The 23,779-nt window shown below is 65.7% G+C and carries 20 protein-coding genes and 1 other RNA gene; 8 read left to right on the top strand and 13 right to left on the bottom strand.

Annotated elements, in window-relative coordinates; translation table 11 throughout:
• Positions 1 to 343: 343 nt before the first annotated feature.
• The 4 genes from D6B98_RS37215 to D6B98_RS37200 form a co-directional block, all read right to left on the bottom strand.
• Complete coding sequence (locus tag D6B98_RS37215) at positions 344 to 547, bottom strand: hypothetical protein (protein ID WP_126261916.1); 204 nt, start codon at positions 545 to 547, stop codon at positions 344 to 346.
• A gap of 79 nt (positions 548 to 626) precedes the next feature.
• The gene (locus tag D6B98_RS37210) at positions 627 to 1,067 is read right to left on the bottom strand and encodes a GNAT family N-acetyltransferase (RefSeq protein ID WP_126261915.1); all 441 of its coding nucleotides are present in this window, start codon (positions 1,065 to 1,067) and stop codon (positions 627 to 629) included.
• A gap of 160 nt (positions 1,068 to 1,227) precedes the next feature.
• Entirely contained in the window at positions 1,228 to 2,256 is a 1,029-nt protein-coding gene (locus tag D6B98_RS37205; protein WP_126261914.1) for a peptidoglycan -binding protein, read from the bottom strand.
• 160 nt (positions 2,257 to 2,416) lie between these two features.
• Positions 2,417 to 3,433 carry a flagellar motor protein MotA gene (locus D6B98_RS37200; RefSeq protein WP_164719119.1) on the bottom strand — a complete coding sequence of 339 codons (1,017 nt, stop codon included), beginning with the start codon at positions 3,431 to 3,433 and terminating at the stop codon, positions 2,417 to 2,419.
• A 166-nt stretch (positions 3,434 to 3,599) separates the two neighbouring features.
• On the opposite strand from D6B98_RS37200, the gene D6B98_RS37195 reads away from it, so the two are divergent.
• The 3 genes from D6B98_RS37195 to D6B98_RS37185 all read left to right on the top strand — a co-directional run bounded on the left by D6B98_RS37195 (position 3,600) and on the right by D6B98_RS37185 (position 9,211).
• On the top strand, positions 3,600 to 4,619 hold the full coding sequence (locus D6B98_RS37195; RefSeq protein WP_126261912.1) for an SAM-dependent methyltransferase: 1,020 nt from the start codon (positions 3,600 to 3,602) through the stop codon (positions 4,617 to 4,619).
• Positions 4,620 to 4,852: 233 nt separating this feature from the next.
• Positions 4,853 to 6,046: an efflux RND transporter periplasmic adaptor subunit gene (locus D6B98_RS37190; RefSeq protein WP_126261911.1), complete on the top strand. Its 1,194-nt coding sequence runs from the start codon at positions 4,853 to 4,855 to the stop codon at positions 6,044 to 6,046.
• Positions 6,047 to 6,052: 6 nt separating this feature from the next.
• On the top strand, positions 6,053 to 9,211 hold the full coding sequence (locus D6B98_RS37185; protein ID WP_126261910.1) for a multidrug efflux RND transporter permease subunit: 3,159 nt from the start codon (positions 6,053 to 6,055) through the stop codon (positions 9,209 to 9,211).
• A 164-nt stretch (positions 9,212 to 9,375) separates the two neighbouring features.
• On the opposite strand, the gene D6B98_RS37180 is transcribed toward D6B98_RS37185, so the two are convergent.
• From D6B98_RS37180 to tkt, 8 genes are all read right to left on the bottom strand, one after another.
• A complete protein-coding gene (locus tag D6B98_RS37180) occupies positions 9,376 to 10,167 on the bottom strand; it encodes an inositol monophosphatase family protein (protein WP_126261909.1) in 792 nt (263 codons plus the stop codon).
• Positions 10,168 to 10,266: 99 nt separating this feature from the next.
• Positions 10,267 to 11,343 carry a tetratricopeptide repeat protein gene (locus D6B98_RS37175; protein ID WP_126261908.1) on the bottom strand — a complete coding sequence of 359 codons (1,077 nt, stop codon included), beginning with the start codon at positions 11,341 to 11,343 and terminating at the stop codon, positions 10,267 to 10,269.
• Positions 11,344 to 11,351: 8 nt separating this feature from the next.
• Positions 11,352 to 12,035: a thiamine phosphate synthase gene (locus D6B98_RS37170; protein WP_164719117.1), complete on the bottom strand. Its 684-nt coding sequence runs from the start codon at positions 12,033 to 12,035 to the stop codon at positions 11,352 to 11,354.
• A 3-nt stretch (positions 12,036 to 12,038) separates the two neighbouring features.
• Complete coding sequence (locus tag D6B98_RS37165) at positions 12,039 to 13,064, bottom strand: class I fructose-bisphosphate aldolase (protein WP_126261907.1); 1,026 nt, start codon at positions 13,062 to 13,064, stop codon at positions 12,039 to 12,041.
• Between the two features lie 260 nt (positions 13,065 to 13,324).
• Positions 13,325 to 14,392 (bottom strand): class II fructose-bisphosphate aldolase, encoded by a 1,068-nt coding sequence (gene fba / locus D6B98_RS37160; RefSeq protein WP_126261906.1) that lies wholly within the window; start codon positions 14,390 to 14,392, stop codon positions 13,325 to 13,327.
• Between the two features lie 54 nt (positions 14,393 to 14,446).
• The gene (locus tag D6B98_RS37155; RefSeq protein ID WP_126261905.1) at positions 14,447 to 15,643 is read right to left on the bottom strand and encodes a phosphoglycerate kinase; all 1,197 of its coding nucleotides are present in this window, start codon (positions 15,641 to 15,643) and stop codon (positions 14,447 to 14,449) included.
• Positions 15,644 to 15,778: 135 nt separating this feature from the next.
• On the bottom strand, positions 15,779 to 16,786 hold the full coding sequence (gap, locus tag D6B98_RS37150; protein ID WP_126261904.1) for a type I glyceraldehyde-3-phosphate dehydrogenase: 1,008 nt from the start codon (positions 16,784 to 16,786) through the stop codon (positions 15,779 to 15,781).
• Between the two features lie 149 nt (positions 16,787 to 16,935).
• Positions 16,936 to 18,921: a transketolase gene (tkt, locus tag D6B98_RS37145; protein ID WP_126261903.1), complete on the bottom strand. Its 1,986-nt coding sequence runs from the start codon at positions 18,919 to 18,921 to the stop codon at positions 16,936 to 16,938.
• A gap of 374 nt (positions 18,922 to 19,295) precedes the next feature.
• Between tkt and D6B98_RS37140 the strand changes: the two genes are divergently transcribed.
• From D6B98_RS37140 to D6B98_RS37115, 5 genes are all read left to right on the top strand, one after another.
• Complete coding sequence (locus D6B98_RS37140) at positions 19,296 to 19,616, top strand: DUF4164 domain-containing protein (protein WP_018318703.1); 321 nt, start codon at positions 19,296 to 19,298, stop codon at positions 19,614 to 19,616.
• Entirely contained in the window at positions 19,613 to 19,996 is a 384-nt protein-coding gene (locus tag D6B98_RS37135; RefSeq protein WP_126261902.1) for a cell division protein ZapA, read from the top strand. Before D6B98_RS37140 ends, D6B98_RS37135 begins: the two co-directional genes overlap by 4 nt.
• 253 nt (positions 19,997 to 20,249) lie before the next feature.
• Positions 20,250 to 20,410, top strand: a non-coding RNA gene (ssrS, locus tag D6B98_RS37125) — 6S RNA.
• A gap of 206 nt (positions 20,411 to 20,616) precedes the next feature.
• Positions 20,617 to 21,213 carry a 5-formyltetrahydrofolate cyclo-ligase gene (locus tag D6B98_RS37120; protein ID WP_126261901.1) on the top strand — a complete coding sequence of 199 codons (597 nt, stop codon included), beginning with the start codon at positions 20,617 to 20,619 and terminating at the stop codon, positions 21,211 to 21,213.
• Positions 21,191 to 22,015, top strand: coding sequence for a TIGR00282 family metallophosphoesterase (locus tag D6B98_RS37115; protein ID WP_164719116.1), 825 nt, complete (start codon positions 21,191 to 21,193; stop codon positions 22,013 to 22,015). The genes D6B98_RS37120 and D6B98_RS37115 overlap by 23 nt, the downstream gene beginning before the upstream one ends.
• A gap of 269 nt (positions 22,016 to 22,284) precedes the next feature.
• On the opposite strand, the gene D6B98_RS37110 is transcribed toward D6B98_RS37115, so the two are convergent.
• On the bottom strand, positions 22,285 to 23,709 hold the full coding sequence (locus D6B98_RS37110) for a methyl-accepting chemotaxis protein (protein WP_126261900.1): 1,425 nt from the start codon (positions 23,707 to 23,709) through the stop codon (positions 22,285 to 22,287).
• Between the last annotated feature and the right edge of the window lie 70 nt (positions 23,710 to 23,779).

The raw sequence follows: 23,779 nt of genomic DNA, 5'->3' as shown, positions 1-23,779 counted from the left end.
AATCGACCAATCCAGCCCATTTTGATGTGTCAGCTATGTCTCCGAACACCCGTCAGTGATCTGTCCGGGCTAAACAGCAGACGGGCGATCCAGTACTCCGAGACGGGAGTGATCAATCGAGAAGTCGCGGCGTACCGGATTCCCCGCCTTCGCGGGGAATGACAGCGGGATTCTGAGGACCAGCTTCGCGCCTCACCGCAATGCCCGATCCTGGCAAAATGCTCCTGCTTTGCCCGACGTGTCAAACGCGCTTCGCTGCGACCTGCGCAAGCCGTTGATTTCGCTGTTGCCGTCTACTGTGCATGGGGTTGTTTTCGATATTTTGGGCGGAGCCTGCCGCCGGTCAGGGGCACTTCGGCGAGAGCGCCGGCACATTCGGCCACGGCCAGTTCTTCCAGCTGCCGTCCTCGCCGACGCAAGCCGGTGGGGCAGGGCCGCTCGTATCGAGCGAGGCGAAGCGCCGGTCGACATAGCTCGTCGACAGATAGCCGGCGACGATGACGCCCAGGAAGACCGAGGAGCCTTTTGCGAGATCGCGCAGATTCATCGACCATCTCCGTCACACTTGTCTTCGCTGCTTCGCTGGAACGATTAACGGACGTCGCGGGATCCCACCGTGACAGGCCTCACGCCCGCCACACCATCTTCAACACCGGTCGTCCGGAGGTCGGGTTCACATCGTCGCCGGCATGAGCAAAGCCGTTGCGCTCGTAGAAGCGGATGGCGCGGGCATTGTCCTTGTTGACGAGCAGCGTCACGCCCGAGGGCGACAAGCGCTTGGCTTCATCGACGAGCAACTGCGCCGCATCCGAGCCCCAATGCGCGGGATCGACCACGAGCTGGTCGAGATAGCCCTCGCCGTCGATGGTGACGAAGCCGGTCAGCACGCCATCCTGTTCCGCCACCACGATGGAGGCCTTGGGCACCAGATCCTTGCGCCAGCGCTCGCGCCACCATTCCAGACGGGCCGCGAAGTCGATCTGCGGATAGGCCTCTTGCCAGGTGCGATGCCAGAGCTCGATCGCGGCGGCTTCGTCCTCGGGGCGATAGGGGCGGAGGTGGATCATGAGGTCGTCATGCCCGGGCATAGCCGTCCGAAGGACGGCGTCGCTTCCGCTCGCCTCTGCCCGGGCATCCACGAGCAGCGGCGCACGCGGAAGCAAATACGTGGATGGCCGGGACAAGCCCGGCCATGACGGTGTGGTAAGTATCGCGCGGCCCTCACCGCTACCGCTCCGTCAGCTTCAGCTCGATGCGGCGGTTACGCTTGTAGGCTTCCTCCGTGTTGCCGGGATCGAGCGGCTGGAACTCGCCGAAGCCGGCCGCGACGAGCCGCTGCGCGGGCACGCCGAGCGAGACCAGATATTGCACCACCGAGATCGAGCGTGCCGCCGACAGGTCCCAGTTCGATTTGAAATTCGGGCCGTTGACCGGGCGCACGTCGGTATGGCCGTCGACACGCAGCACCCAGGGGATCTCGCCCGGGATCTTCTTGTCGAGCTCGATCAGCGCGGTCGCGAGCGTGTCGAGCTCGGCGCGGCCCTCGGGCAGCAGCGTCGCCTGTCCGGTGTCGAAGAACACTTCGGACTGGAACACGAAGCGGTCGCCGACGATGCGGATATCCGGCCGGTTGCCGAGGATGGCGCGCAGGCGGCCGAAGAATTCGGAGCGGTAGCGCGACAATTCCTGCACCCGCTGCGCCAGGGCGACATTCAAGCGAGACCCCAGATCCGCAATGCGGTTCTGCGATTCCTTGTCGCGCTTCTCGCTCGCGTCGAGCGCCTCTTCCAGAGCCGCCAATTGCCGCCTGAGCGCGCTGATCTGCTGGTTCAGCACCTCGATCTGCGCCAGCGCCCGCGCCGAGACCGCCTTCTCCGAATCCAGCGCCTTGCCGAGCTCGGAGGTCTTGCCTTGCGCGTCATTGCCGGCGGCCGCCAGGCCGTCATAGAGGCCCTTGATGCGGTCCCGCTCGCTCTCGGCCGAGGCGAGCCCGGCCTTGAGTTGCGAGACCTGGTCGTCGAGCGTGAGCTTGCCGAGCTTCTCCAGCGACAACAGCTCGTTGAGCTGGGCGATCTTGGCGTTGAGCTGCTCCAGCGCCTTGTCCTTGCCGGTGACCTCCTGCGACAGGAAGAACTGCACCACCAGGAACACCGACAGCAGGAACACGATCGACAGCACCAGCGTCGACAGCGCGTCGACAAAGCCGGGCCAGTAGTTGAAGGCGCCGTCGCTGCGGCGGCCGCGCGCTAGAGCCATATCCGTCGATCTCCACTCTCGTGTCCCGGACGCGCGGCAGCGTGCAACGCTGCTGCGCAGAGCCGGGACCCACTATCGTTCAGAGGATTCTGGGCTCCGGCTCAGCGGCGCATACTGCGTGCTGCGCCGCGTCCGGGGCACGAGACCCTCCACTTTATTCTCAACTCTTCTCCGGCTGCCGCGCGAGGCGCTCCAGCAGGCGCCGGATCTCGCGGTTCTGCTCGCCCTGGCCGTCGGCCCATTCCCGGATCATCTGCTGCTCGGTGCGCATGTGCGAGACCAGCGCCTGGATCGCTTCGGCCAGGCTCGCCATCGCCGCCGTGGTGCCGCGGCTGGTGCCGCCTTCCTCGAGCACGGAGCGCAGCCGTTCGACCGCGGCCTGCAGCTCGCCGCTGGCGACCCCGCCGCCTGCCGCAACGGGCGCTTCGCCGCTGCCATATTCGCGCACCGTGGTGGCCAGCCAGTCTTCGAGGTCGGTGTAGAAGCGGTTCTGCGCCTGGCTCGATTGCAGGTCGAGGAAGCCGAGGATCAGCGACCCGGCGAGGCCGAACAGCGAGCTGGAGAACGAGATGCCCATGCCGCCGAGCGGGGCGGCGAGGCCCTCCTTCAGCGTGTCGAACAGCGCCCCGGAATCGCCGCCGACCTTGAGCCCGTCGATCACCTTGCCGACCGAGCCGACCGTCTCGATCAGGCCCCAGAAGGTGCCGAGCAGGCCGAGGAAGACCAAAAGGCCGGTCATGTAGCGCGAGATGTCGCGGGCTTCGTCCAGGCGGGTCGCGATCGAATCGAGCAAATGCCGCATGGTGGTCTGGGTGATGGTCATCCGCCCGGAGCGCTCGCCGCCGAGGATCGCCGCCATCGGCGCCAGCAGCTTCGGGTGCCGCGCCGGCGCCAGGCCGGGATCGGCGATGCGGAAATTGTTGACCCAGGACACTTCGGGATAGAGCCGGATGACCTGCCGGAAGGCGAGGATGATGCCGATGAACAGCACCCCTCCGATCAGGGCATTGAGCCCCGGATTGGCGAAGAAGGCCTGGATGATCTGCTTGTAGAGCACCACGCTCACCAGCGTGCACAACACCAGGAAGACCAGCATCCGGACCAGGAAAACGCTGGGCGAGGACAGTTTGGTATACTCGATATCCATGGTGGAGCGGGGCGAAGTGCCTGACGGCATGGCCGGTATCATCCATTACGAAGCTTGGTTGCGGTGCGCACTATGGCACAGCGCCAGCCCAAAAAAAGCGCCGGATACGCCGATTTCGGGGACGGCTCGGGAACCCGGACCGGAAGCGGCGCTTTGATAAGCGGGTATCTGCAGAAGTTCGCTATTCGGGGGGCGCATGAGCGTCGTTTCCGCGATTATCGGGACTGCCGAACGCGTGCCGCTGCCGGACGTCGTGATCCGCGCCGCGATCCAGCACCTGTGCTCCCGCACCGCAACGCGCCTCGCCGGCCATGACGCAGCCGCCGATGCCGCCTTCGCCGGCCGGATGATGTTGCGGCCGATCGCCGAGGGCGCCGCGGCCGGGCGTGACGAGGTGCCCGCGGCGTTCTTCGCCGCTGTGCTCGGCCCCAGCCGCAAATATTCCTGCTGTTTCTATAAGACCGACGCGACCACCTTGCAGGAGGCGGAGGAGGAGGCGCTGCGTCAGACCGTCGAGCATGCCGGACTTGCCGATGGCCAGACCATCCTCGAGCTTGGCTGCGGCTGGGGCTCGCTGTCGCTGTGGATGGCGCGGCAATTTCCGCACGCCAAGGTGACGGCGGTGTCGACCTCGCAGGCGCAGCGCGCTTATGTCGAGGAACAGGCGCAGCGGCGCGGCCTGCTGAACCTGCGCGTGGTCACCGCGGACATGAACGTGTTCGCCCCCGACGGCCAGTTCGACCGCATCGTCTCGGTCGAGATGTTCGAGCAGATGATGAACTGGCGCAAGCTGATGACGCGTCTGCGGTCATGGCTCGCCCCCGATGGGCGGTTCTTCATGCAAATCGTCACCCATCGCTCCGGCTCGCAGCTGTTCGACCGGCTCGACCGTGACGACTGGATTGCGCAGCACGTCTTCACGGGCGGGCTGATGCCAAGCCATCACCTCGTCAGGCAATTCGACGACATCTTCACGGTCGAGAAGGAATGGTGCTGGAGCGGCACGCATTATCAGCGCACCGCGAACGACTGGCTCGCCAATTTCGATAGGCATCGCGACGCGATCGAGGCGTCGCTGCGCAAGGTCTATGGCGAGGAGACCGCGCTTTGGCTGCGGCGCTGGCGTTGGTTCCTGCTCGCGACATCGGGCCTGTTCGGCTACGCCCGTGGAACCGAATGGGGCGTCAGCCACTACCGGATGAAGGCCGCCGCGTGATTGCGCCGTTCCGTCGCAGCACGCGCTGATGGAATGCGACTCACAATCAAGTGACACGGAAAAAGTCTTCTGAATTCAGTATCATAGGCTGTGTGACAATGAGCCGCCTGTGCCGTGCGTTGCATCGCAGCAGCGGCCTTCTATTTTGTCGACATCAGCCGCGTGCAAAACGGTCCAGAACGGACCGCGCGCGGAGTGTGATCAGTTTCAACAATATCGGGGCACCCCACTTCATGTCAGGACTTCGTGCGCGATCGGCATGCGTTGCAATGATGCTCGCGGCCTTAGCGCCGCTGTTGGGCGCTTGCGAGGAATCCAGCTCGGCCGTGTCTGCCGCTCCGCCGGCCCACCCTGACGTCAGCATCGTCATCGTCAAGCCGCAGCCGCGTGCCGTGGTGCGCGAGCTACCCGGTCGCATCGCACCGACGCGTGTCTCCGACGTGCGGCCGCGCGTGTCCGGCATCGTGGTCGAGCGCCTGTTCCGCCAGGGCAGCGAGGTCAAGGCGGGCGATGCGCTTTACCGCATCGATCCGCGCCCGTTCGAGGTCGAGGTGATGGCCAACGAAGCCGCGCTCGCCAAGGCCGAGGCCGCCTTGATGCAGGCGAGGCAGCAGGCGCACCGTATCGCCACCCTCACCAAGGATCGCGCCGCCCCGGAAGCCGAGAACGAGAAGGCGATTGCGGCCGAACGCCAGGCCCATGCCGAGGTCGAAGGCCGCAAGGCCGACCTTGCGCGGGCAAAACTCAATCTCGACTACGCCACCGTGCGCGCGCCGATCGACGGCGTGGTCGGCGCGGCCCTTGTCAGCGAGGGTGCCCTCGCGGTGCAGAATGAGACCAATCTCGCCACCATCCAGCAGCTCGACCCGATCTATGCCGACTTCACCCAGTCGGTGACCGAGCTCAACCAGCTCCGCCGTGCCTTCGAAACCGGCGACCTCGAGCGCATCGCCTCCGATGCCGCCAAGGTGCATCTGATGCTCGACGACAACACGCTTTATTCGCTCGACGGCAAGCTGCTGTTCTCCGACGCCAAGGTCGATGCCCAGACCGGGCAGGTGACGTTGCGCGGCGAGTTCCCCAATCCCAAGCGCGAGCTGCTGCCGGGCATGTATGTCCGCGTTCGTATCGACCAGGGTCTCGATTCCGATGCGATCGCGGTGCCGCAGCAGGCGATCCAGCGCAATGGCGGCGGCGGCAGCGAGGTGTTCGTCGTCAAGGACGACAACCACATCGCGGTGCAGGCGGTGCGCACCGGATCGGTGCAGGACGGGCTCTGGTTCGTCACCGAGGGCCTGAAGGCCGGCGACAAGGTCGTGGTCGAAGGGTTCCAGAAGTTCGCGGCCGGCGACAAGGTCAAGCCGCAATCCTGGTCGGAAGCGGACGCGACCGCGGACAATCGGCACGCCCAGCATCTCACGCGGTAACGCGCCATGGCGAGTTTCTTCATCGACAGGCCAATCTTTGCCTGGGTGGTCGCGCTGTTCATCTGCTTGATCGGTGCGATCGCCGTGCCGCTGCTGCCGATCGCGCAATATCCGATCATCGCGCCGCCCTCGATCTCGATCTCGACCAGCTATCCCGGCGCCTCGCCGGAGAACCTCTACAACAGCGTCACGCGGCTGATCGAGGAGGAGCTCAACGGCGCCGCCAACATCCTCAATTTCGAATCGACCAGCGATTCGCTCGGCCAGGTCGAGATCATCGCCAACTTCCAGCCGGGCACCGATACCAGCGCCGCCTCGGTCGAGGTGCAGAACCGCATCAAGCGCGTCGAGGCGCGCCTGCCGCGCGCGGTGATGCAACAGGGCATCCTGATCGAGGAAGCCTCCAGCGCGGTGCTGCAGATCATCACGCTGAACTCGACCGATGGCAGCCTGGATGAGGTCGGGCTTGGCGACTTCATGATCCGCAACGTGCTGGGCGAGATCCGGCGCATTCCCGGCGTCGGCCGCGCCACGCTGTACTCGACCGAGCGCAGTCTGCGCGTCTGGGTCGATCCGGCCAAGCTGGTCGGCTATGGGCTCACCGCCGACGACGTCAACAAGGCCATTGCCGCGCAGAACGCGCAGGTCGCCTCGGGCAGCATCGGCGCCGAGCCCTCGGCGTCGAACCAGCGCACCTCCGCGCTGGTGCTGGTCAAGGGCCAGCTCTCCTCGCCGGACGAGTTCGGCGCCATCATCCTGCGCGCCAATGCCGACGGCTCGACCGTGCGCCTGCGCGACGTCGCGCGCATCGAGATCGGCGGTCTCAGCTACCAGTTCAATACGCGGCTGGACGGCAAGCCGACCGCCGGTCTCTCCGTCCTGATGTCGCCGACCGGCAACGCGCTGGCGACCGCGAGCGCGGTCGAAGAGAAGATGAAGGAGCTGTCGCGCTTCTTCCCGGCCAACATCACCTACGAGATTCCCTACAACATCACGCCCGTGGTCGAGGCTTCGATCAAGAAGGTGCTGACGACACTCGTCGAAGCCGTGGTGCTGGTGTTCGTGGTGATGTTCTTGTTTCTCCAGAACATCCGCTACACCATCATTCCGACCATCGTGGTGCCCGTGGCGCTTCTGGGCGCCTGCACCACGCTGCTGCTCGCCGGCTATTCCATCAACATGCTCTCGATGTTCGGCATGGTGCTCGCGGTCGGCATCCTCGTCGACGACGCCATCGTCGTGGTCGAGAACGTCGAGCGCATCATGGCCGAGGAAGGCCTGTCGCCGAAGGAGGCGACGCGAAAGGCCATGTCGCAGATCACCGGCGCCATCATCGGCATCACGCTGGTGCTGATGGCGGTGTTCGTGCCGATGGCATTCTTCCCGGGCTCGGTCGGCATCATCTACCGCCAGTTCTCGGTCACCATGGTCGCGGCGATCGGCTTCTCCGCCTTCCTGGCGCTGTCGCTGACGCCGGCGCTTTGCGCGACGCTGCTCAAGCCGATCGCCAAGGGGCAGGGCCATTCGACCAATTTTGTGTTCAGCCGGTTCAATCATCTGCTCGAGGCCTGCCGGTTTCGCTACGCGAGCACCGTCGGCTTCTCGCTGAAGCGCACCGGCCGCCTGATGCTGGTCTATGTCGCGCTGCTGGTCGGCCTGTCCTGGGCCTTCGTCAATCTGCCCGGCGGCTTCCTGCCCGTCGACGACCAGGGCTTCGTCACCACCGACGTGCAGACGCCGTCGGATTCGTCCTACGGCCGCACCGAGGCCGTGATCGAGAAGGTCGAGAAATATCTTGCCGCGCGGCCCGGCGTCGATAACGTCACCTTCCTCACCGGCTTCAGCTTCTCCGGCCAGGGCATGAACACCGCGCAGGCCTTCATCACCCTGAAGGACTGGTCGGAGCGCGGGCCGAAGGATTCCGCCGCAGCGATCGTCAACGACATCAACCGCGATCTCTCGTCGATCCGCGACGCGAAGATCTCGGCGCTGCAGCCGCCGCCGATCGACAATCTCGGCAATTCCTCGGGCTTCTCGTTCCGTCTCCAGGACCGCGGCCAGAAGGGCTATCAGCAATTGATCCGGGCCGCCGACCAGTTGATCGCGGAGGCCAATGCCAGCCCGGTGCTGCAGAAGGTCTATATCGAAGGCCTGCCCGAGGCGGGGGTGGTCAATCTCGTGATCGACCGCGAGAAGGCCGGCGCGTTCGGCGTCACCTTCGAGGACATCAACAACACGATCTCGACCAACCTCGGATCGAACTACATCAACGATTTCCCAAACCGCGGCCGCATGCAGCGCGTCGTGGTGCAGGCCGGCGCCCGCGACCGCATGCGGACCGAGGATATCCTCAACTACAACGTCAAGAACAGCCGCGGCCAGCTGGTGCCGTTCTCGTCCTTCGCCACGGTCGAATGGGCGCGCGGCCCGACGCAGATCGCCGGCTTCAACTATTATCCGGCGGTGCGCATCTCCGGCGAAGCCAGGCCCGGCTTCACCTCGGGCGACGCCATCGCCGAGATGGAGCGGCTCGCGGGAAGATTGCCGCGCGGCTTCGGCTATGAATGGACCGGGCAGTCGCTGCAGGAGAAACTGTCCGGCTCGCAGGCGCCGTTCCTGCTGGCGCTGTCGGTGTTCGTGGTGTTCCTGTGTCTGGCCGCGCTCTACGAGAGCTGGACCATTCCGCTCGCGGTGCTGCTCACCGTGCCGCTCGGCATCGTCGGCGCCGTCGCCGCCGCCATGCTGCGCGGCCTGCCCAACGACGTCTACTTCACCGTCGGCCTGATCACCATCATCGGCCTCGCCGCCAAGGACGCGATCCTGATCATCGAGTTCGCGAAGGATCTGCGGAAGGAAGGCAAGCCCCTGGTGGAAGCCACCATCGAGGCCTGCCGCCTGCGCTTCCGCCCGATCCTGATGACCGGCCTCGCCTTCATCTGCGGCGTGCTGCCGATGGCGATCGCGCATGGCGCCGGCGGCGCCAGCCAGCAGGCGCTGGGCAGCATCGTGATGGGCGGCATGATCGCGGTGGTGATTCTGGCGCTGCTGATGGTGCCGGTGTTCTTCGTCTCGGTGCAGCGCGTGCTGGGCGGGGACCGGGAGCCGGTCGCGGCGAAGGAACGCGAGCCCCACGGCCCGCCGGCGCGGGCGCATACCGGGCACTGACAGTTCTTTCCGTTATTCCGGGGCGCGCGTAGCGCGAACTATGATGCGCAATTGCGCATCTGAGAATCCATCGGGCCGCAATCACAGTCGATGAATGGATTCCGGGCCCGCGCCAAGTGGCGCGTCCCGGAATGACAGCGAAATGTGGAGCGCGAGCTCCCGCCTTACGCTGCCTTCCGCAAAATCTTCACCAGCTCCCCGTGCACGTACTCGTTGCCGCACACGACGTCCCCGGTCACCAGCGCATCGCCGGGCGTTTTGATGTCACTGATGGTACCGCCGGCTTCGCGCACCATCAGCATGCCGGCGGCGATATCCCAGGATTGCAGATTGCGCTCCCAATAGCCGTCGAGGCGGCCGGCGGCGACGAAGGCGAGGTCGAGCGAGGCGGCGCCGAAGCGGCGAAGCCCTGCGACGCGGTCCTGGATCGCCGTCATCTCGCGGCGGAATTCCTCGTGGTCGCCGCGGCCGATATGGGGCAGGCCGCAGGCCACCACGCATTCGCTCAGCTGGCGGCGGCCGGCGACGCGCAGGCGCTGGTCGTTGAGGAAGGCGCCCTTGCCGCGCTCGGCGATGTAGAGCTCGTCATTGGCGGGGTTGTAGATCACGCCCGCGATGATCGTGCCCTCGCGCGACAGCCCGATCGAGATCGCAAATTGCGGGATGCCGTGCAGGAAGTTGGTGGTGCCGTCGAGCGGGTCGACGATCCAGGTATGGCTCTTGTCGCTGCCTTCCCGCGTGCCGCCTTCCTCGCCGATGAAGCCGTAGCCGGGGCGGGCCTTGGCGAGATCCTGATAGAGCATCTCCTCGGCGCGCTTGTCGGCAAGCGAGACGAAGTTCGCCGGCCCCTTCAGCGAGACCTGGAGATGCTCGATCTCGCCGAGATCGCGCTTGAGACTGCGGCCGGCACGGCGCGCAGCCTTGACCATGACGTTGATAGTGGCGGAATACAGCATGAGCTTTCGGTCTTGATCGGGGGAAAGGGGCGGGGCATCGCGCCTGTTTGACGCCTTGGGTGCCCTGCAGGGGCGCTGGCGTCAAGTCATTGGGTCAAGTCATTTGTTTCCGAGCCATTTCTTGGCAGCGGCCTCCGCCTTGGCGCGGTCCTCGGCCGGCAGGTCGGACAATTGCTTGTCGAGCTCCGGGTCGCCCTTGCCGGCGGTCTTGGCCACCAGGTGCCATTTGAAGCCCTCGACCTTGTCCATGGTCGTGCCAACGCCGTTGATCAGCACCCACGCCAGCCGGTTCTGTGCGATCGCGCTGCCCTGGCGGGAAGCCTTGCGGAGCAGGGCGACGGCGGCCGGCTGGTTCTTCGGCGTGCCGGTGCCGTTGAACATGGCGATGGCATATTCGACCTCGGCGTCGACATTGTCGGCGAGCGAGGCGGCCTGGAGCAGCCGCACCGCGCGTTCCGGGTCCTTCGGCACGCCGGTGCCTTCCTTGTAGAAGGTCGCGAGCGCGTATTGCGCCTCGGCCAGGCCGGCATCGGCGGCCTGGCGCAGCAGCTCGGCCGAGCGCTTGACGTCCTGCGGCAGGGTCTGGCCATCCAGATAGAGCAGAGCGAGGTTATAGGCCGCCTTGGGCTCGCCGAGCTTGGCGGCGGACGCCATAAGCTTGACCGCCTCGCCCTTGTCGACCGGGCCGCCGCGGCCCGAAATGCGCAGCATCGCGAGCGCGAACATCGCTTCGCGGTCGCCGGCGTCCGCGGCGCGCTTGTACCATTCGGCCGCCTTGGCATAGTCGCGGCGAATGCCCATGGCGTTGGAATAGAGCTCGCCCAGCATGGTCATCGCCTTGGGATCGCCGGCTTGCGCGCGGGCGGTGGCAAGCTCGAACGCCGTCTTGTACTGGCCGCGCTGATAGGCGCCGTACACCAGATCAGCGTTGGAATTGTCGGTCGGCGGCGCCGGGATCACCGTCGGGGTCGGCGTCGGCTTGGAGGACGGGGCCGGCTTGGGCGAGGCCGAAGGCTTCGGCGCAGCCTCCTTCTTCTTGGCGGGCGCGGGCGGCTTGGGCTTCTGCTTCTCAGGCGCCGCGCTCGGTACGGTGGCCGGCGGCGTGATCTGGAGCTGCGCGGCCGCCGGTACCGTGAGCAGCAACGTAGCCAGCATGGTGATGCAGGGAAGCTTCATGTCGGGCGCTAGCCGTGCTCGCCGCCGGCAGGATTCTGGCTCGCCGTCGCGTGCGCCTTCTTGATCGCGGCGTCCGCCTCGATCAGCGCGGCCTTGGGCCCGCGCGGATCGGACCAGATGAAGTCGCCGACCAGCACGAAATCGGCGCCGCTGAGGGCGAAGTCGTGGGCTTCTTCGAGCGACATGGCAAAGCCGACGCAAGGCGGCTCGAACAGCTCGGCCCACCAGTCCAGCCGCTCGGCGATCGCTTGCGCCGAGGGTCGCTGGCCTTTCGCATCGGGCTCGCCGAACAGCACGTAATCCGCGCCCATCTCGCCCGCATCCATGGAATGGTGGCGCGTCGTCAGCCCGCCGACGCCGGCGATGCGATCGGGCTTGAGCGACGGCAGCGCCTCCTTCAGCGCGGCGATGCCGGGCAGGTGCGCGCCGTCCGCGCCGCCGCGCGCGACCAGCTCGGCATGGCCCTCGACCAGCAGAGCGGCACCCGCCTTCTGCACCGGCGGCGCCAGCGCCTTGATGCGCGAGATCATGGTGCGGTGGTCGGTCTCCTTCAGCCGCAGCAGCACGGCCGCGATGTCGGCAGAGCCGAGCAGGCCCGGCAACTCGGCGAGAAGCGCAGCGGGATCATCGACGACCGGCGTCGCAAGGTAAAGGCGCGGCGCCGGGCGCGGCGGAGGCGGTTTGTTCGACAAGATCTAGGCTGCCTTCTGTTCCAGGCTGCTTTGCCACTCACCCTTGGCGGCGAGGCCGTTCATTCGCGCGCGATGGCTGAAGGCGTGCTGGCCGGCCGCGACGTTCTCGGCCTTGCCGGACCAGGCCTTCTGCGGCGCCGCCTGCAGCGCGCGGCCGTAGGAGAAGGTCAGGCCCCAGGGCAGCGGGCCGAGCTTGTGCATGGCGTTGAGATGCGCGGTTGCCTCTTCATCCGACTGGCCGCCGGAGAGGAAGGCGATACCGGGCACCGCCGCGGGCACGCAGGCCTTCAGCAGCCGGATCGTCTTCTCGGCGACTTCCTCGACGGAAGCCTGCTTTGCGCACTTCTTGCCTGAGATCGCCATGTTGGGCTTGAGCACCATGCCTTCGAGCGCGACGCGCTGCACGCGCAATTCCTGGAACGTCTTGTTGAGCACGCGCCCCGTGACCTCATAGCAGCGATCGATGTCGTGGTCGCCGTCCATCAGCACCTCAGGCTCGACGATCGGCACGATCTGCGCGGCCTGGCACAGCGCGGCATAGCGCGCCAGCGCGTGGGCGTTGACGCTGATCGCGGTCATCGAGGGAATGCCGCTGCCGATGTCGATCACCGCGCGCCATTTGGCGAAGCGCGCGCCGCGCTCATAATATTTCTTGAGCCGCTCGGCGAGCTTGTCGAGCCCGATTGTGACGAGCTCTCCCGGACACATCGGCAGGGCCTGCGTGCCCTCGTCGACCTTGATGCCGGGAATGGCACCGCTCTGTTCAATCAGCTTGATCAGCGGCGTGCCGTCCTTGGCGTCCTGCCAGATCGTCTCGTCATAGAGGATCACGCCGGAGATGTACTGGCTCATGGCGTCCTTGGCGCGGAACAGCATCTCGCGATAGTCGCGGCGGTTCTCTTCGGTCGAGGCCACGCCGATTGCGTCAAAGCGTTTCTTGATGGTGCCGGAGGATTCGTCGGCGGCGAGGATACCCTTGCCGGGTGCCACCATGGCGGTCGCGATCCTGTTGAGCTCAGTCAGATTCATCGAGAGGTCCTCCCAAAACGATTCTGCCCTTGCCCGTGAAAATAGACCGTTCTCGGGCAATTGCCGAGCTAACGTTCGTCGCAGGGTAAGGGGGGAGGAAGTACCGTGCCACAACAAAACTGTCATTCCGGGATGCGCCGAAAGGCGCAGGCCCGGAATCCATAACCCCAGGCCGTGGTTATGGATTCCGGGCTCGCCGCTTTGCGGCGCCCCGGAATGACGGAGAGAATATCTCGGCTTTACGCCACCTTCGCGATCGCTTACGCCACCTTGGGATCCAGCTCGCCCTTGGCGTAGCGCTTGGCCATCTCGGCGGTGGTCAGCACCTTCTTGATCTTGGCGGCTTGCCCCGCGGTGTTGAACTCCTGCAGGCGCTGCTTGCACAGCTTGGTCATGGCCTCCATCGCAGGCTTCAGGTACTTGCGCGGATCGAACTCTTCCGGGCTGTCCTTGAGCACCTTGCGGATCTGGCCGGTCATCGCCATGCGGTTGTCGGTGTCGATGTTGATCTTGCGCACGCCGTTCTTGATGCCGCGCTGGATCTCGCTCACGGGCACGCCCCAGGTCGGCTTCATCTTGCCGCCATAGGCGTTGATGATGTCCTGCAGCTCCTGCGGCACCGAGGACGAACCGTGCATCACGAGATGCGTGTTCGGCAGCTTGCGGTGGATCTCCTCGATCACGTTCATGGCGAGGATGTCGCCGTCCGGCTTGCGGGTGAACTTGTAGGCGCCGTGGGACGTCCCCATCGCGATCGCGAGCGCGTCGACCCTGGTCTCCTTGACGAACTTCACGGCTTCGTCCGGATTGGTCAGGAGCTGGTCGTGGCTGAGCTTGCCTTCGGCGCCGTGGCCGTCCTCCTTGTCGCCCATGCCGGTCTCGAGCGAGCCGAGCACGCCGAGCTCGCCCTCAACCGAGATGCCGCCGAGATGGGCCATGTCGGTCACGGTCTTGGTGACGCCGACATTGTAGGCCCAGTCGCCGGGCGTCTTGCCGTCGGCCTTGAGCGAGCCGTCCATCATGACCGAGGTGAAACCGGCCTGGATCGCGGTCATGCAGGTCGCCGGCTCGTTGCCGTGGTCGAGATGCACGCAGACCGGAATGTGCGGATAGATCTCGGTCACCGCGTCCATCATGTGCTTGAGCATGACGTCGTTGGCGTAGGAGCGCGCGCCGCGCGAGGCCTGGATGATGACGGGCGCGTCGACCTGGTTGGCCGCGTCCATGATCGCCAGCGCCTGTTCCATATTGTTGATGTTGAAGGCCGGTACGCCGTAATCGTTCTCCGCCGCGTGGTCGAGCAGTTGACGTAACGTGATCCGAGCCATCTGTCTTTTTCTCCCGTTGGGGCCTTGCAAGGCCGCGATGTTTGCCGACTTGAGTTACTTGACGCGCAGCACCTCGACGCCGGGCAGGGGCTTGCCTTCCATCCACTCGAGGAACGCGCCACCGGCGGTCGAGACATAGGTGAAGTCACCGGCCACATGGGCCTGGTTGAGCGCCGCGACGGTGTCGCCGCCGCCCGCGATCGAGATCAGCTTCTTGGCCTTGGTGCGCTCGGCAGCGTGCTTGGCGGCCGCGACCGTGCCGCGGTCGAACGGCTGCATCTCGAACGCGCCCAGGGGGCCGTTCCAGACCAGCGTCGCCGCGTCGTCGATCGCGGCGTGGACGCGGGCGATCGATTGCGGGCCGACGTCGAGGATCATGCCGTCGGCCGGGATCGCGTCGAGCCCATAGGCGTGCGAGGGCGCGTTGGCGGCGAAGTGATAGGCAACGGTGGCGTCCACGGGGAGGATGATGGCGCAATTGGCGGCGTCCGCCTTCTCCATGATGCGCAGCGCGGTGGCGCTAAGATCCTTCTCGGCCAGCGACTTGCCGACCGCAACGCCTTGCGCGTGCAGGAAGGTGTTGGCCATGCCGCCGCCGATCACCAGCGCGTCGACCTTGGTCACGAGGTTTTCGAGCAGGTCGATCTTGGTCGAGACCTTGGCGCCGCCGATGATGGCGATAACAGGCTTGGTCGGCGAGCCCAGCGCCTTCTCCAGCGCGTCGAGCTCGGCCTGCATGGTGCGGCCGGCATAGGCCGGCAGCTTGTGGCCGAGACCTTCGGTCGAGGCGTGGGCGCGGTGCGCGGCCGAGAACGCGTCATTGACCCAGATATCACCGAGCTTTGCCAATTCCGCCACGAAGGCCGGATCGTTCTTTTCCTCTTCCTTGTGGAAGCGGGTGTTTTCGAGGCAGAGAATGTCGCCATCCTTCAGACCGGCGACGGCTTTGGCCGCGGGCTCGCCGATGCAATCGTCGGCGAAGGCAACCGGCTTCTTCACCACCTTCGACAGCGCCTCGGCGACGGGCTTGAGCGAGTCCTTGGCATCGCGCCCCTTCGGCCGGCCGAAATGCGCGAGCAGGATGACCTTGCCGCCCTTGTCCGAGATTTCGGTGATGGTCGGCGCGACGCGCTCGAGCCGGGTCGCGTCGCTGACGCGGCCATTGTCCATGGGCACGTTGAGATCGACGCGCAGCAGCACGCGCTTGCCCTTCACGTCGATGTCGTCGAGGGTGCGGAATTTGTTGGTCATCTCAGGGCTCTCTTGTCCCGGGCCTTCAGAAGGTCATTCCGGGGCGCGCGGAGCGCGAACCCGGAATCTCGAGATTCCGGGTCTGGTCCTTCGGACCATCCCGGAATGACGGTGCAAGTAGAACGCACCAGATCCTTAGATCACCTTCGCCATCGCGGCGGCGGTGTCCGCCATGCGGTTCGAGAAGCCCCACTCGTTGTCGTACCAGGACATCACGCGCACCAGCGTGCCGTTCTGCACCTTGGTCTGGTCCTCGTGGAAGGTCGAGGAGTGCGGGTCGTGGTTGAAGTCGATCGAGACGTTCGGCGCATTGGTGTAGCCGAGGATGCCCTTGAGCTGCTGCTCGCTGGCGCGCTTCATCGCCGCGTTGATCTCCTTGGCGTCGGTGGCGCGCTTGGCGACGATCTTGAGGTCGACCACCGAGACGTTCGGGGTCGGCACGCGGATCGCGACGCCGTCGAGCTTGCCCTTCAGCTCGGGCAGCACGAGGCCGATCGCCTTCGCCGCACCGGTCGAGGTCGGGATCATCGACATCGCGGCCGCGCGGCCGCGGTAGAGATCCTTGTGCATCGTATCGAGCGTCGGCTGGTCGCCGGTATAGGCGTGGATCGTGGTCATGAAGCCGGTCTCGATGCCGACGAGGTCGTTCAGCACCTTGGCAATCGGCGCCAGGCAGTTGGTGGTGCAGCTTCCGTTGGAGACGACCAGATGATCCCTGGTCAGCGTCTCGTGGTTGACGCCGTAGACGATGGTGGCGTCGGCGCCGTCGGCGGGCGCGGAGACCAGCACGCGCTTGGCGCCGGCGGTCAGATGCGCGGATGCCTTGTCCTTCGAGGTGAAGATGCCGGTGCATTCCATCGCGATGTCGACGCCGAGATCCTTCCAGGGCAGCTTCGAGGGATCGCGCTCGGCGGTCACCTTGATCTTGCCGCCTCCGAGGTTGATCGAGTCGCCGTCGACGGTGACGGTGCCGGGGAAGCGGCCATGGACGCTGTCGAAACGAAGCAGATGGGCGTTGGTCTCGACCGGACCGAGGTCGTTGATGCCGACGACCTCAATGTCCTTGCGGCCGGACTCGGCGATAGCCCGCAGGATGTTGCGACCGATGCGGCCAAAACCGTTAATTCCGACGCGGACTGCCATGTTTCGTCTCCTTCAATGACCGTTGTCATCCCGCACAACGCGCTATGCGCGCCTGCGAGGGTTTTTTTAGGGGCGGGCGCCCGGTTCGGCCGGGCGGTGCTTGATCATATGAGGGATTACGTAGTCCTTTTTTGCGGCAAGCTCAACTCTCAGGAAACGCGCTTCAGCACAGCGTTAACCGCAGCCTCGGCGGTAATACCGAAGTGCTTGTAAAGCTCCTTTGCAGGGCCGCTTTCGCCGAAGGAATGCATGCCGATAAATTCGCCATCCTGGCCGATCACGGCATCCCAGCCCCAGCGCACGGCAGCCTCGATCGCCACCTTCACCGGCGCATTTCCGATGATGGCCGCGCGCTTGGCCTCTGGTTGCGCTAACAACAGCTCGAGCGAGGGAACAGAGACCACCCGAGAGGCGATGCCGCGTTCGGCGAGCTGCTTCTGGGCGGCGACCGCGATCTCGACCTCGGAGCCGGAGGCGAACAGCGTCGCCTTGGCGTCGCCCTGGGCGGCGACCAGCTCGTAGGCGCCGGCCGCGCAGGGATTGTCGTTCGGTGCGGTGGTGCGCAGCTGCGGCAGATTCTGGCGCGTCAGCGCCAGCACGGTCGGACCGTCGACGCGGTTGAGCGCGAGCTCCCAGCACTCGGCGACCTCGATGGAATCGCACGGACGGAACACGCGCATGTTCGGGATGGCGCGCAGCGCGGCGAGATGCTCGACCGGCTGATGGGTCGGGCCGTCTTCGCCCAACCCGATCGAGTCATGGGTCATAACGTAAACGACGCCGGAGCCCATCAAAGCGGCAAGGCGCATCGCAGGCCGTGCATAGTCGGTGAACACCAGGAAGGTCGCGCCGTTCGGCGCGAAGCCGCCGTGCAGGAAAATGCCGTTCATCGCGGCGGCCATGCCGTGCTCGCGGATGCCGTAATGGATGAAGCGGCCCTTCGGCGTCTTGGCGGAGAAGGCGGTCGCCGACTTCGCCTTGTTGTTGTTGGAGCCGGTGAGGTCGGCCGAGCCGGCCAGGAATTCCATCGGCATGGCGGCCGCGATCGCCTCGATCGCCGCCTCCGACGATTTGCGCGTGGCCGCCGTCAGCGGCTTCTCGAGCAGCTCCTTCTTGTGTGCCTTCAGCGCCTTGGCCAGCGAAGCCGGACGCTCATGGCGCAGACGACGCTCGAACTCGGCGCGTTTGCGGCTGCCGAGCTCACCGAGCCGTGCTTCCCATTCCTGCCGTGCCGCGGCGCCGCGGCTGCCGGCCGCGCGCCACGCCTTCAGTACGTCCTCGGCGACCGCGAACGGCTCGAGCGAGAGTCCGAGTTTCTCCTTGGCGGCCTTGAGCTCGTCGGCGCCCAGCGCCTCGCCATGCACCTTCGAGGTGCCGGCCTTGTTCGGCGCGCCGAAGCCGATGGTGGTGCGGCAGGCGATCAGCGTCGGCTTGTTGGATTTTTTCGCGCGCGTGATGGCGTCGGCGATCGCGGCCTGATCCTGGCCGTCGATCTTTTCGGCGGCCCAGCCGGCGGACTTGAAGCGCTTCACCTGGTCGACGGAATCGGCGAGCGAGGTGGGGCCGTCGATCGAGATGCCGTTGTCGTCGTAAAGCACGATCAGCTTGTTGAGCTTCCAGTGCCCCGCCATCGCGATCGCTTCCTGCGACACGCCTTCCATCAGGTCGCCGTCAGAGGCGAGCACGTAGGTGTGGTGATCGACGATCTTCTTGCCGAACTCGGCAGCGAGCATCTTCTCGGCGAGCGCCATGCCGACTGCGGTCGAGATGCCCTGGCCGAGCGGACCGGTCGTGGTCTCGATGCCCCTGGTGCGGAAATTCTCGGGATGCCCGGGGGTGAGCGAGTCGACCTGGCGGAATTGCTTGATCTGGTCCAGCGTCATCTCGGCATTGCCGGTCAAATACAGCAGCGAATAGAGCAGCATCGAGCCGTGGCCGGCCGAGAGCACGAAGCGGTCGCGGTCGGGCCAGGCGGGCGCGGCGGCGTCGAATTTCAGGAACTGCGTGAACAGCACCGTGGCGATGTCGGCGGCACCCATCGGCAGGCCGGGATGACCCGATTTGGCCTTCTCGACAGCGTCCATCGAAAGGCCGCGGATCGCGTTGGCCATACGGGTGTGATCGACCTGCGTCATGTCTGAAATCCGTCTGAAATGAGGCGCTTGGAGGCGATGTACGCCCGCGCGGGAAGGAGCCTGGCGGCCACTGAAGGTCGGGGCTGGGATAGCACCTCGGTTCCGGGAGTCCAAGGCAGTCAAACGCTGATTTGGCCGCAAAAGTTGCCTCTGTGGAGATCGGTTTTCCGCGAGGCGCGGGCGCGGCGGAACTGACGGATCGGGATGACGTCGGTCCGATTGATCGGTGCATAGTTTCGCGGCGGCGTTGCGCTTGGCTAGCTTGCCACGTAAATTTCTGCTTCTAACCGCTTGCCGAACCGAGTCTTTTGCCGGGCGGCAAGCCCCAGGAAAAGGCCACTGGGCAAAGGCCGCCAGGTTCCACCGCTGACTACATGAACGATCGCGTGTCCAACAGTGCCGCCATGACGGAGTCCTCCGCGGTCGAGATCGAGATCGCGACCCGCAGGCTGATGGCGGCGCTCGACGCGCTCGAAAGCGCGGTGGAGCGGCGGCGCGATGCCGATCGCGACGAGAACGAGCTCGCGGCGCGCATTCAGGCGCTGGGTGCGGACCGTTCGCGGCTTGCCGACGAACTCGATGGCGCGCTGGTGAAGGCGCGCAAGCTCGAGCGCACCAACCGCGAGATCTCCGACCGGCTGGATTCCGCGATCGTCACGATACGCTCGGTGCTCGATACCGGAGAGGATGGATGAGCCACATCAACGTCACCATCAATGGCCGGCAATACCGCATGGCCTGCGAGGAGGGCCAGGAGGTGCGACTGCTCAAGCTCGCCGAGAGCCTGGAGACGCGGATCCAGTCGCTGCGCGGAAAATTTGGCGAGATCGGCGATGCGCGCCTCACCGTGATGGCCGCGCTCACCGTCTGCGACGAGCTGGTCGACGCCGGCAACCGTGTTCGCTCCATGGAGCAGGAACTGACCGAGCTCAGGGATTTCCGCAACGCCGCCGTCGAGCGGGCGCGGCTGACGCAGACCGCCGTGGTCAACGCGCTGAACGCGGCGGCCGAGCGCATCGAGAAATCGACCCAGGTCCTGAACCGGACCGTCGGCAATGGGATTGCGATCGGGTAGGCGCAGCAGAAGAGGTTGCCTATTGTTGTAGTCGGTTTGGCCGCGGGCAACGGGTCTCTCCCGCTTGCGGGAGAGGTCGGCGCGCAGCGCCGGGTGAGGGTTCTCTCCTCTAGGGGATTGTCCCGTCGCGGAGACACCCTCTCCCCAACCCTCCCCAGCAAGCGGGGGAGGGAGCACACTTCCGCCGTGGCTCGGCCGAGGCTCGCTTTTCACCGCACTGGCACTTCGTCAGTATCGTTGTTACATTGCCCAGGCGAGGCTGCGACGCGCGTCAGGAGCCATATATCCCCGGGGCCTTATCGATCCTTTAGGGAACTGTCCCTGGCCGGGCCCGTGGGCCCGGACATATGGTGCCCACCTACTTTCGTAGGGAACTCCGGGATCGAGTGCTTCAACGGCGTACGCGGCTTCGCACTGTTTGCTTTTCGGTCCGTGTCTGTCGAAAAGACTGCGGCAAGTTCAGTAGGTGTCATGCCCCCCGAGTGCGCAGTTGCGCACGGGGCGGGGCATCCAGTACGCCGCGGCCTTTGTGTGATTCACCACCGCCTCTGGGATACTGGATCGTCCGCATGCGCGGACGATGACAGCGGAGCAAGGCTCCGCGTTCGGAGCAAGCGCAGATGTCGAACACCAAAGCCGAACTCCGCGCCAAAGCCCTGGCGGCGCGCGACGCGCTGAGCGAGAAGAAGCGCGCTGCCGCCGCCGCGAAGCTCGCCAAGCGCGGGCTGCCGTTCGAGCTGCTGCCCGGCAGCATCGTGTCAGGCTATTCGCCGATCCGCAGCGAGATCGATCCGATGCCGCTGATGAAGGCGCTTGCGGAGCAGGGCGCGAAGCTGGCGCTGCCTTGCGTCACCGCGCGCGGCCAGTCGCTGATCTTCCGTCTCTTCCATCCGAACGACCGCCTGATGCTCGGCCCGCTCGGCATTCCCGAGCCGTCGCCGGCGGCCGCTGAAGTCATTCCGGACGTCATGCTGACGCCGCTCGCCGCATTCGATCGTCTCGGCCATCGCATCGGCTACGGTGCCGGGCATTACGATTTCACCTTCGCGCATTTGCGCAAAACCAAGCAGATCGTCGGCATCGGGCTGGCTTTTGCAGCGCAGGAGATCAAGGCGGTTCCGGCACTATCGCACGACGTGGCGCTGGATTATGTGCTAACGGAATCGGACGTGTTCGATTTCCGGAGTCCTGAAGTTGCGCATTCTCTTCGTGGGTGATGTCGTTGGCCGTAGCGGGCGCAATGCCATCGCCGAATATCTGCCCGGCATGGTCAGGGACTGGTCGCTCGATTTCGTCGTCGTCAACGGTGAGAATTCCGCCGGCGGCTTCGGCATCACGGAGGCGATCTATCAGGAGTTTCTCGATGCCGGCGCCGACGCGGTGACGCTCGGCAACCATTCCTGGGACCAGCGCGAAGCCTTGGTGTTCATCGAGCGCGCCGAGCGCCTGGTGCGTCCGGCCAACTATCCGCGCGGCACGCCCGGCCGCGGTGCCGCTTTGGTCGAGACCAAGAACGGCAAGCACGCGCTCGTCGTCAACGCGCTCGGCCGCGTCTTCATGACCCCGTTCGACGATCCCTTCGCCGCACTGGAGCGCGAGTTGGGGGCCTGTCCGCTCGGCGTTGCTGCCGACGCCATCGTCGTCGATTTCCATTGCGAGGCGTCGAGCGAGAAACAGGGCATCGGCTTCTTCTGCGACGGCCGCGCCAGCCTCGTCGTCGGCACGCACACCCACGTGCCGACCGCCGACCACCAGATCCTGTCGGGCGGCACCGCCTACATGACCGATGCCGGCATGACCGGCGACTACGATTCCATCATCGGCATGCAGAAGGAAGAGCCGCTGCGGAGGTTCACGTCGGGCATTCCGTCGGGGCGGTTCGAACCGGCGGCAGGCGTGGCAACGCTGAGCGGTGTGGCGGTGGAAACGGATGATACGACGGGACTCGCATTGAAGATCGCGCCCGTGCGCGTCGGTGGACGACTGGAGCCGGCGACGCCGAAATTCTGGTTGAGCTAGACGGAGCACCGACAGTACCCACAGCGTCATGGCCGGGCTTGTCCCGGCCATCCACGGCTGGCCACATGGCACGAAGAACGTGGATGCCCGGGACAAGCCCGGGCATGACGACCTTTGGTGAAAGCTTTCCCTCAAGGGAGGGGGCGATCGCGCGTAGCGCGAAAGCGCGTCGTGGCTTGTCGGTGTAAGCTATTGATTCCATTTACCCCGCCTACTGTGCATGGGGTTGTTTTCGCACTTTTCATGCCGGAGCGCCGTCGCGAGAGCCCTCAGCCCTGCCGAAAGCCCATCCGGAAGGCGCCCCAGTGCTTGCCGCGGATCATGATCGGTGAGGACAGGTCCTTCATCAGCACGAACTGTCCGCCGCCCATGTCGCGGCGGTAGGTCTGGAGCAGGAACGGCTTGGTGTTGCCTGCGACCTTCTTCACCGTGCGGTCGTTGAACAGGCGGCGGTTGCGGCAATTGGCGTTATTCCAGACGGGGTCCTTGCCCTGCGGCAGGCGGTAGTTCGGATTGTGGGTCGGCAGATAGCCGCTCCGCGCCCAGGCGACGCAATAGACGATGCGCGGATCCGATTTCTGAATCGGGTCCTGGATCGCGGGCAGCACGCGGTCGGTGAATTCGACGTAGTTGGTGAGGTACTGCTTCGGATCGGTGCCGGGAATTTCGCGATAGGTCTCGTCGAGCAGCTGGTCGAGCGCGATGTCGCCGCGATCGATGGCGGCTTCGAACTCGGCCGATATCCGCCTCGCGGTGTCGACCACCACGCGGATCAGCGGCGTGTCCGAGGTCTCGACGCCGCTGTCGGCGATCAGCGCGATCAGGCCTTCGGACGTGTCGAGCAGCTTGGCCACCCGCTCGTCGGCGTTCTTGAGATCGCGCGAGGAGAGATCGACGCCCCTGGCGAGCTCGTTGAGCTCGCTGATGACGGTGTCGCAATGTCCGAGATTGGAGGTCGCCGCGCGCGTGACGCTGCCGATCTCCGCTTCCACGGATGCGAATCCCTGCTGAACGCGCGAGATGATGCCGGAGATCTGCTGGGCGCCTTCGCCCGCGGTCTTGGCGCGCTGGGAGGCGTCGCTGCTCTCGCCGATCAGGCCTTCGATCTGGCCGTCGAGATCGCGCACGGTGTCGGAGATCTGATGCGTGGCCTGGCGGGTGGCTTCCGCGAGGTTCTTCACTTCGCTTGCGACCACCGCGAAGCCGCGGCCGGCAGTGCCGGCGCGAGCGGCCTCGATGGTCGCGTTCAGCGCGAGCAGATTGGTCTGCTTGGCGATCGCCTCGATCGAGCCGGACACTTTGGCGACCTGCGCCAGCGCCGAGCCGACCGCGCTGAGGCGCGCCTCGATCCGCTCCACCGCGGCAACGAGCTCGGAAATGTGGCTGACCGCGGTGTCGACGGCGCCGCGCGACTGCGCGATCTCGCCGACCGCCGCTGACGTGGTGGTTTGCACGGCCTGCGATGCATTGGCGATGTCGTGGTTGGCCGAGACCATCGTCTCGGCCGTCTTCTGAAGATGATGGAACCGTTCCGACTGGTTGGCGACGCGGTTTGCGACTTCCTGGACGTTGCCGGCGATATCGGCGAGCTCCACGCCGAGGCCGCCGATGCGGTCGGCGAGCTGATCAATCAGCCGTTCGGCGAGCGTGCGGTTGGATGCGGTGTCCAATACTGCAAGTTGTGCGGCGGACATGTCCTGGGCTTCCTCCAATCAGAGCCGTTCGCCGGCCCTCCCGCGGCATTCCGATTCCAGCGGCGACTTA

The organism is Bradyrhizobium sp. LVM 105, assembly GCF_003957705.1.
GTDB classification, from domain to species: Bacteria; Pseudomonadota; Alphaproteobacteria; order Rhizobiales; family Xanthobacteraceae; genus Bradyrhizobium; species Bradyrhizobium frederickii.
Note: the sequence above shows the minus strand (reverse complement) of the source record. Positions and strands in the feature narration are given on the sequence as shown.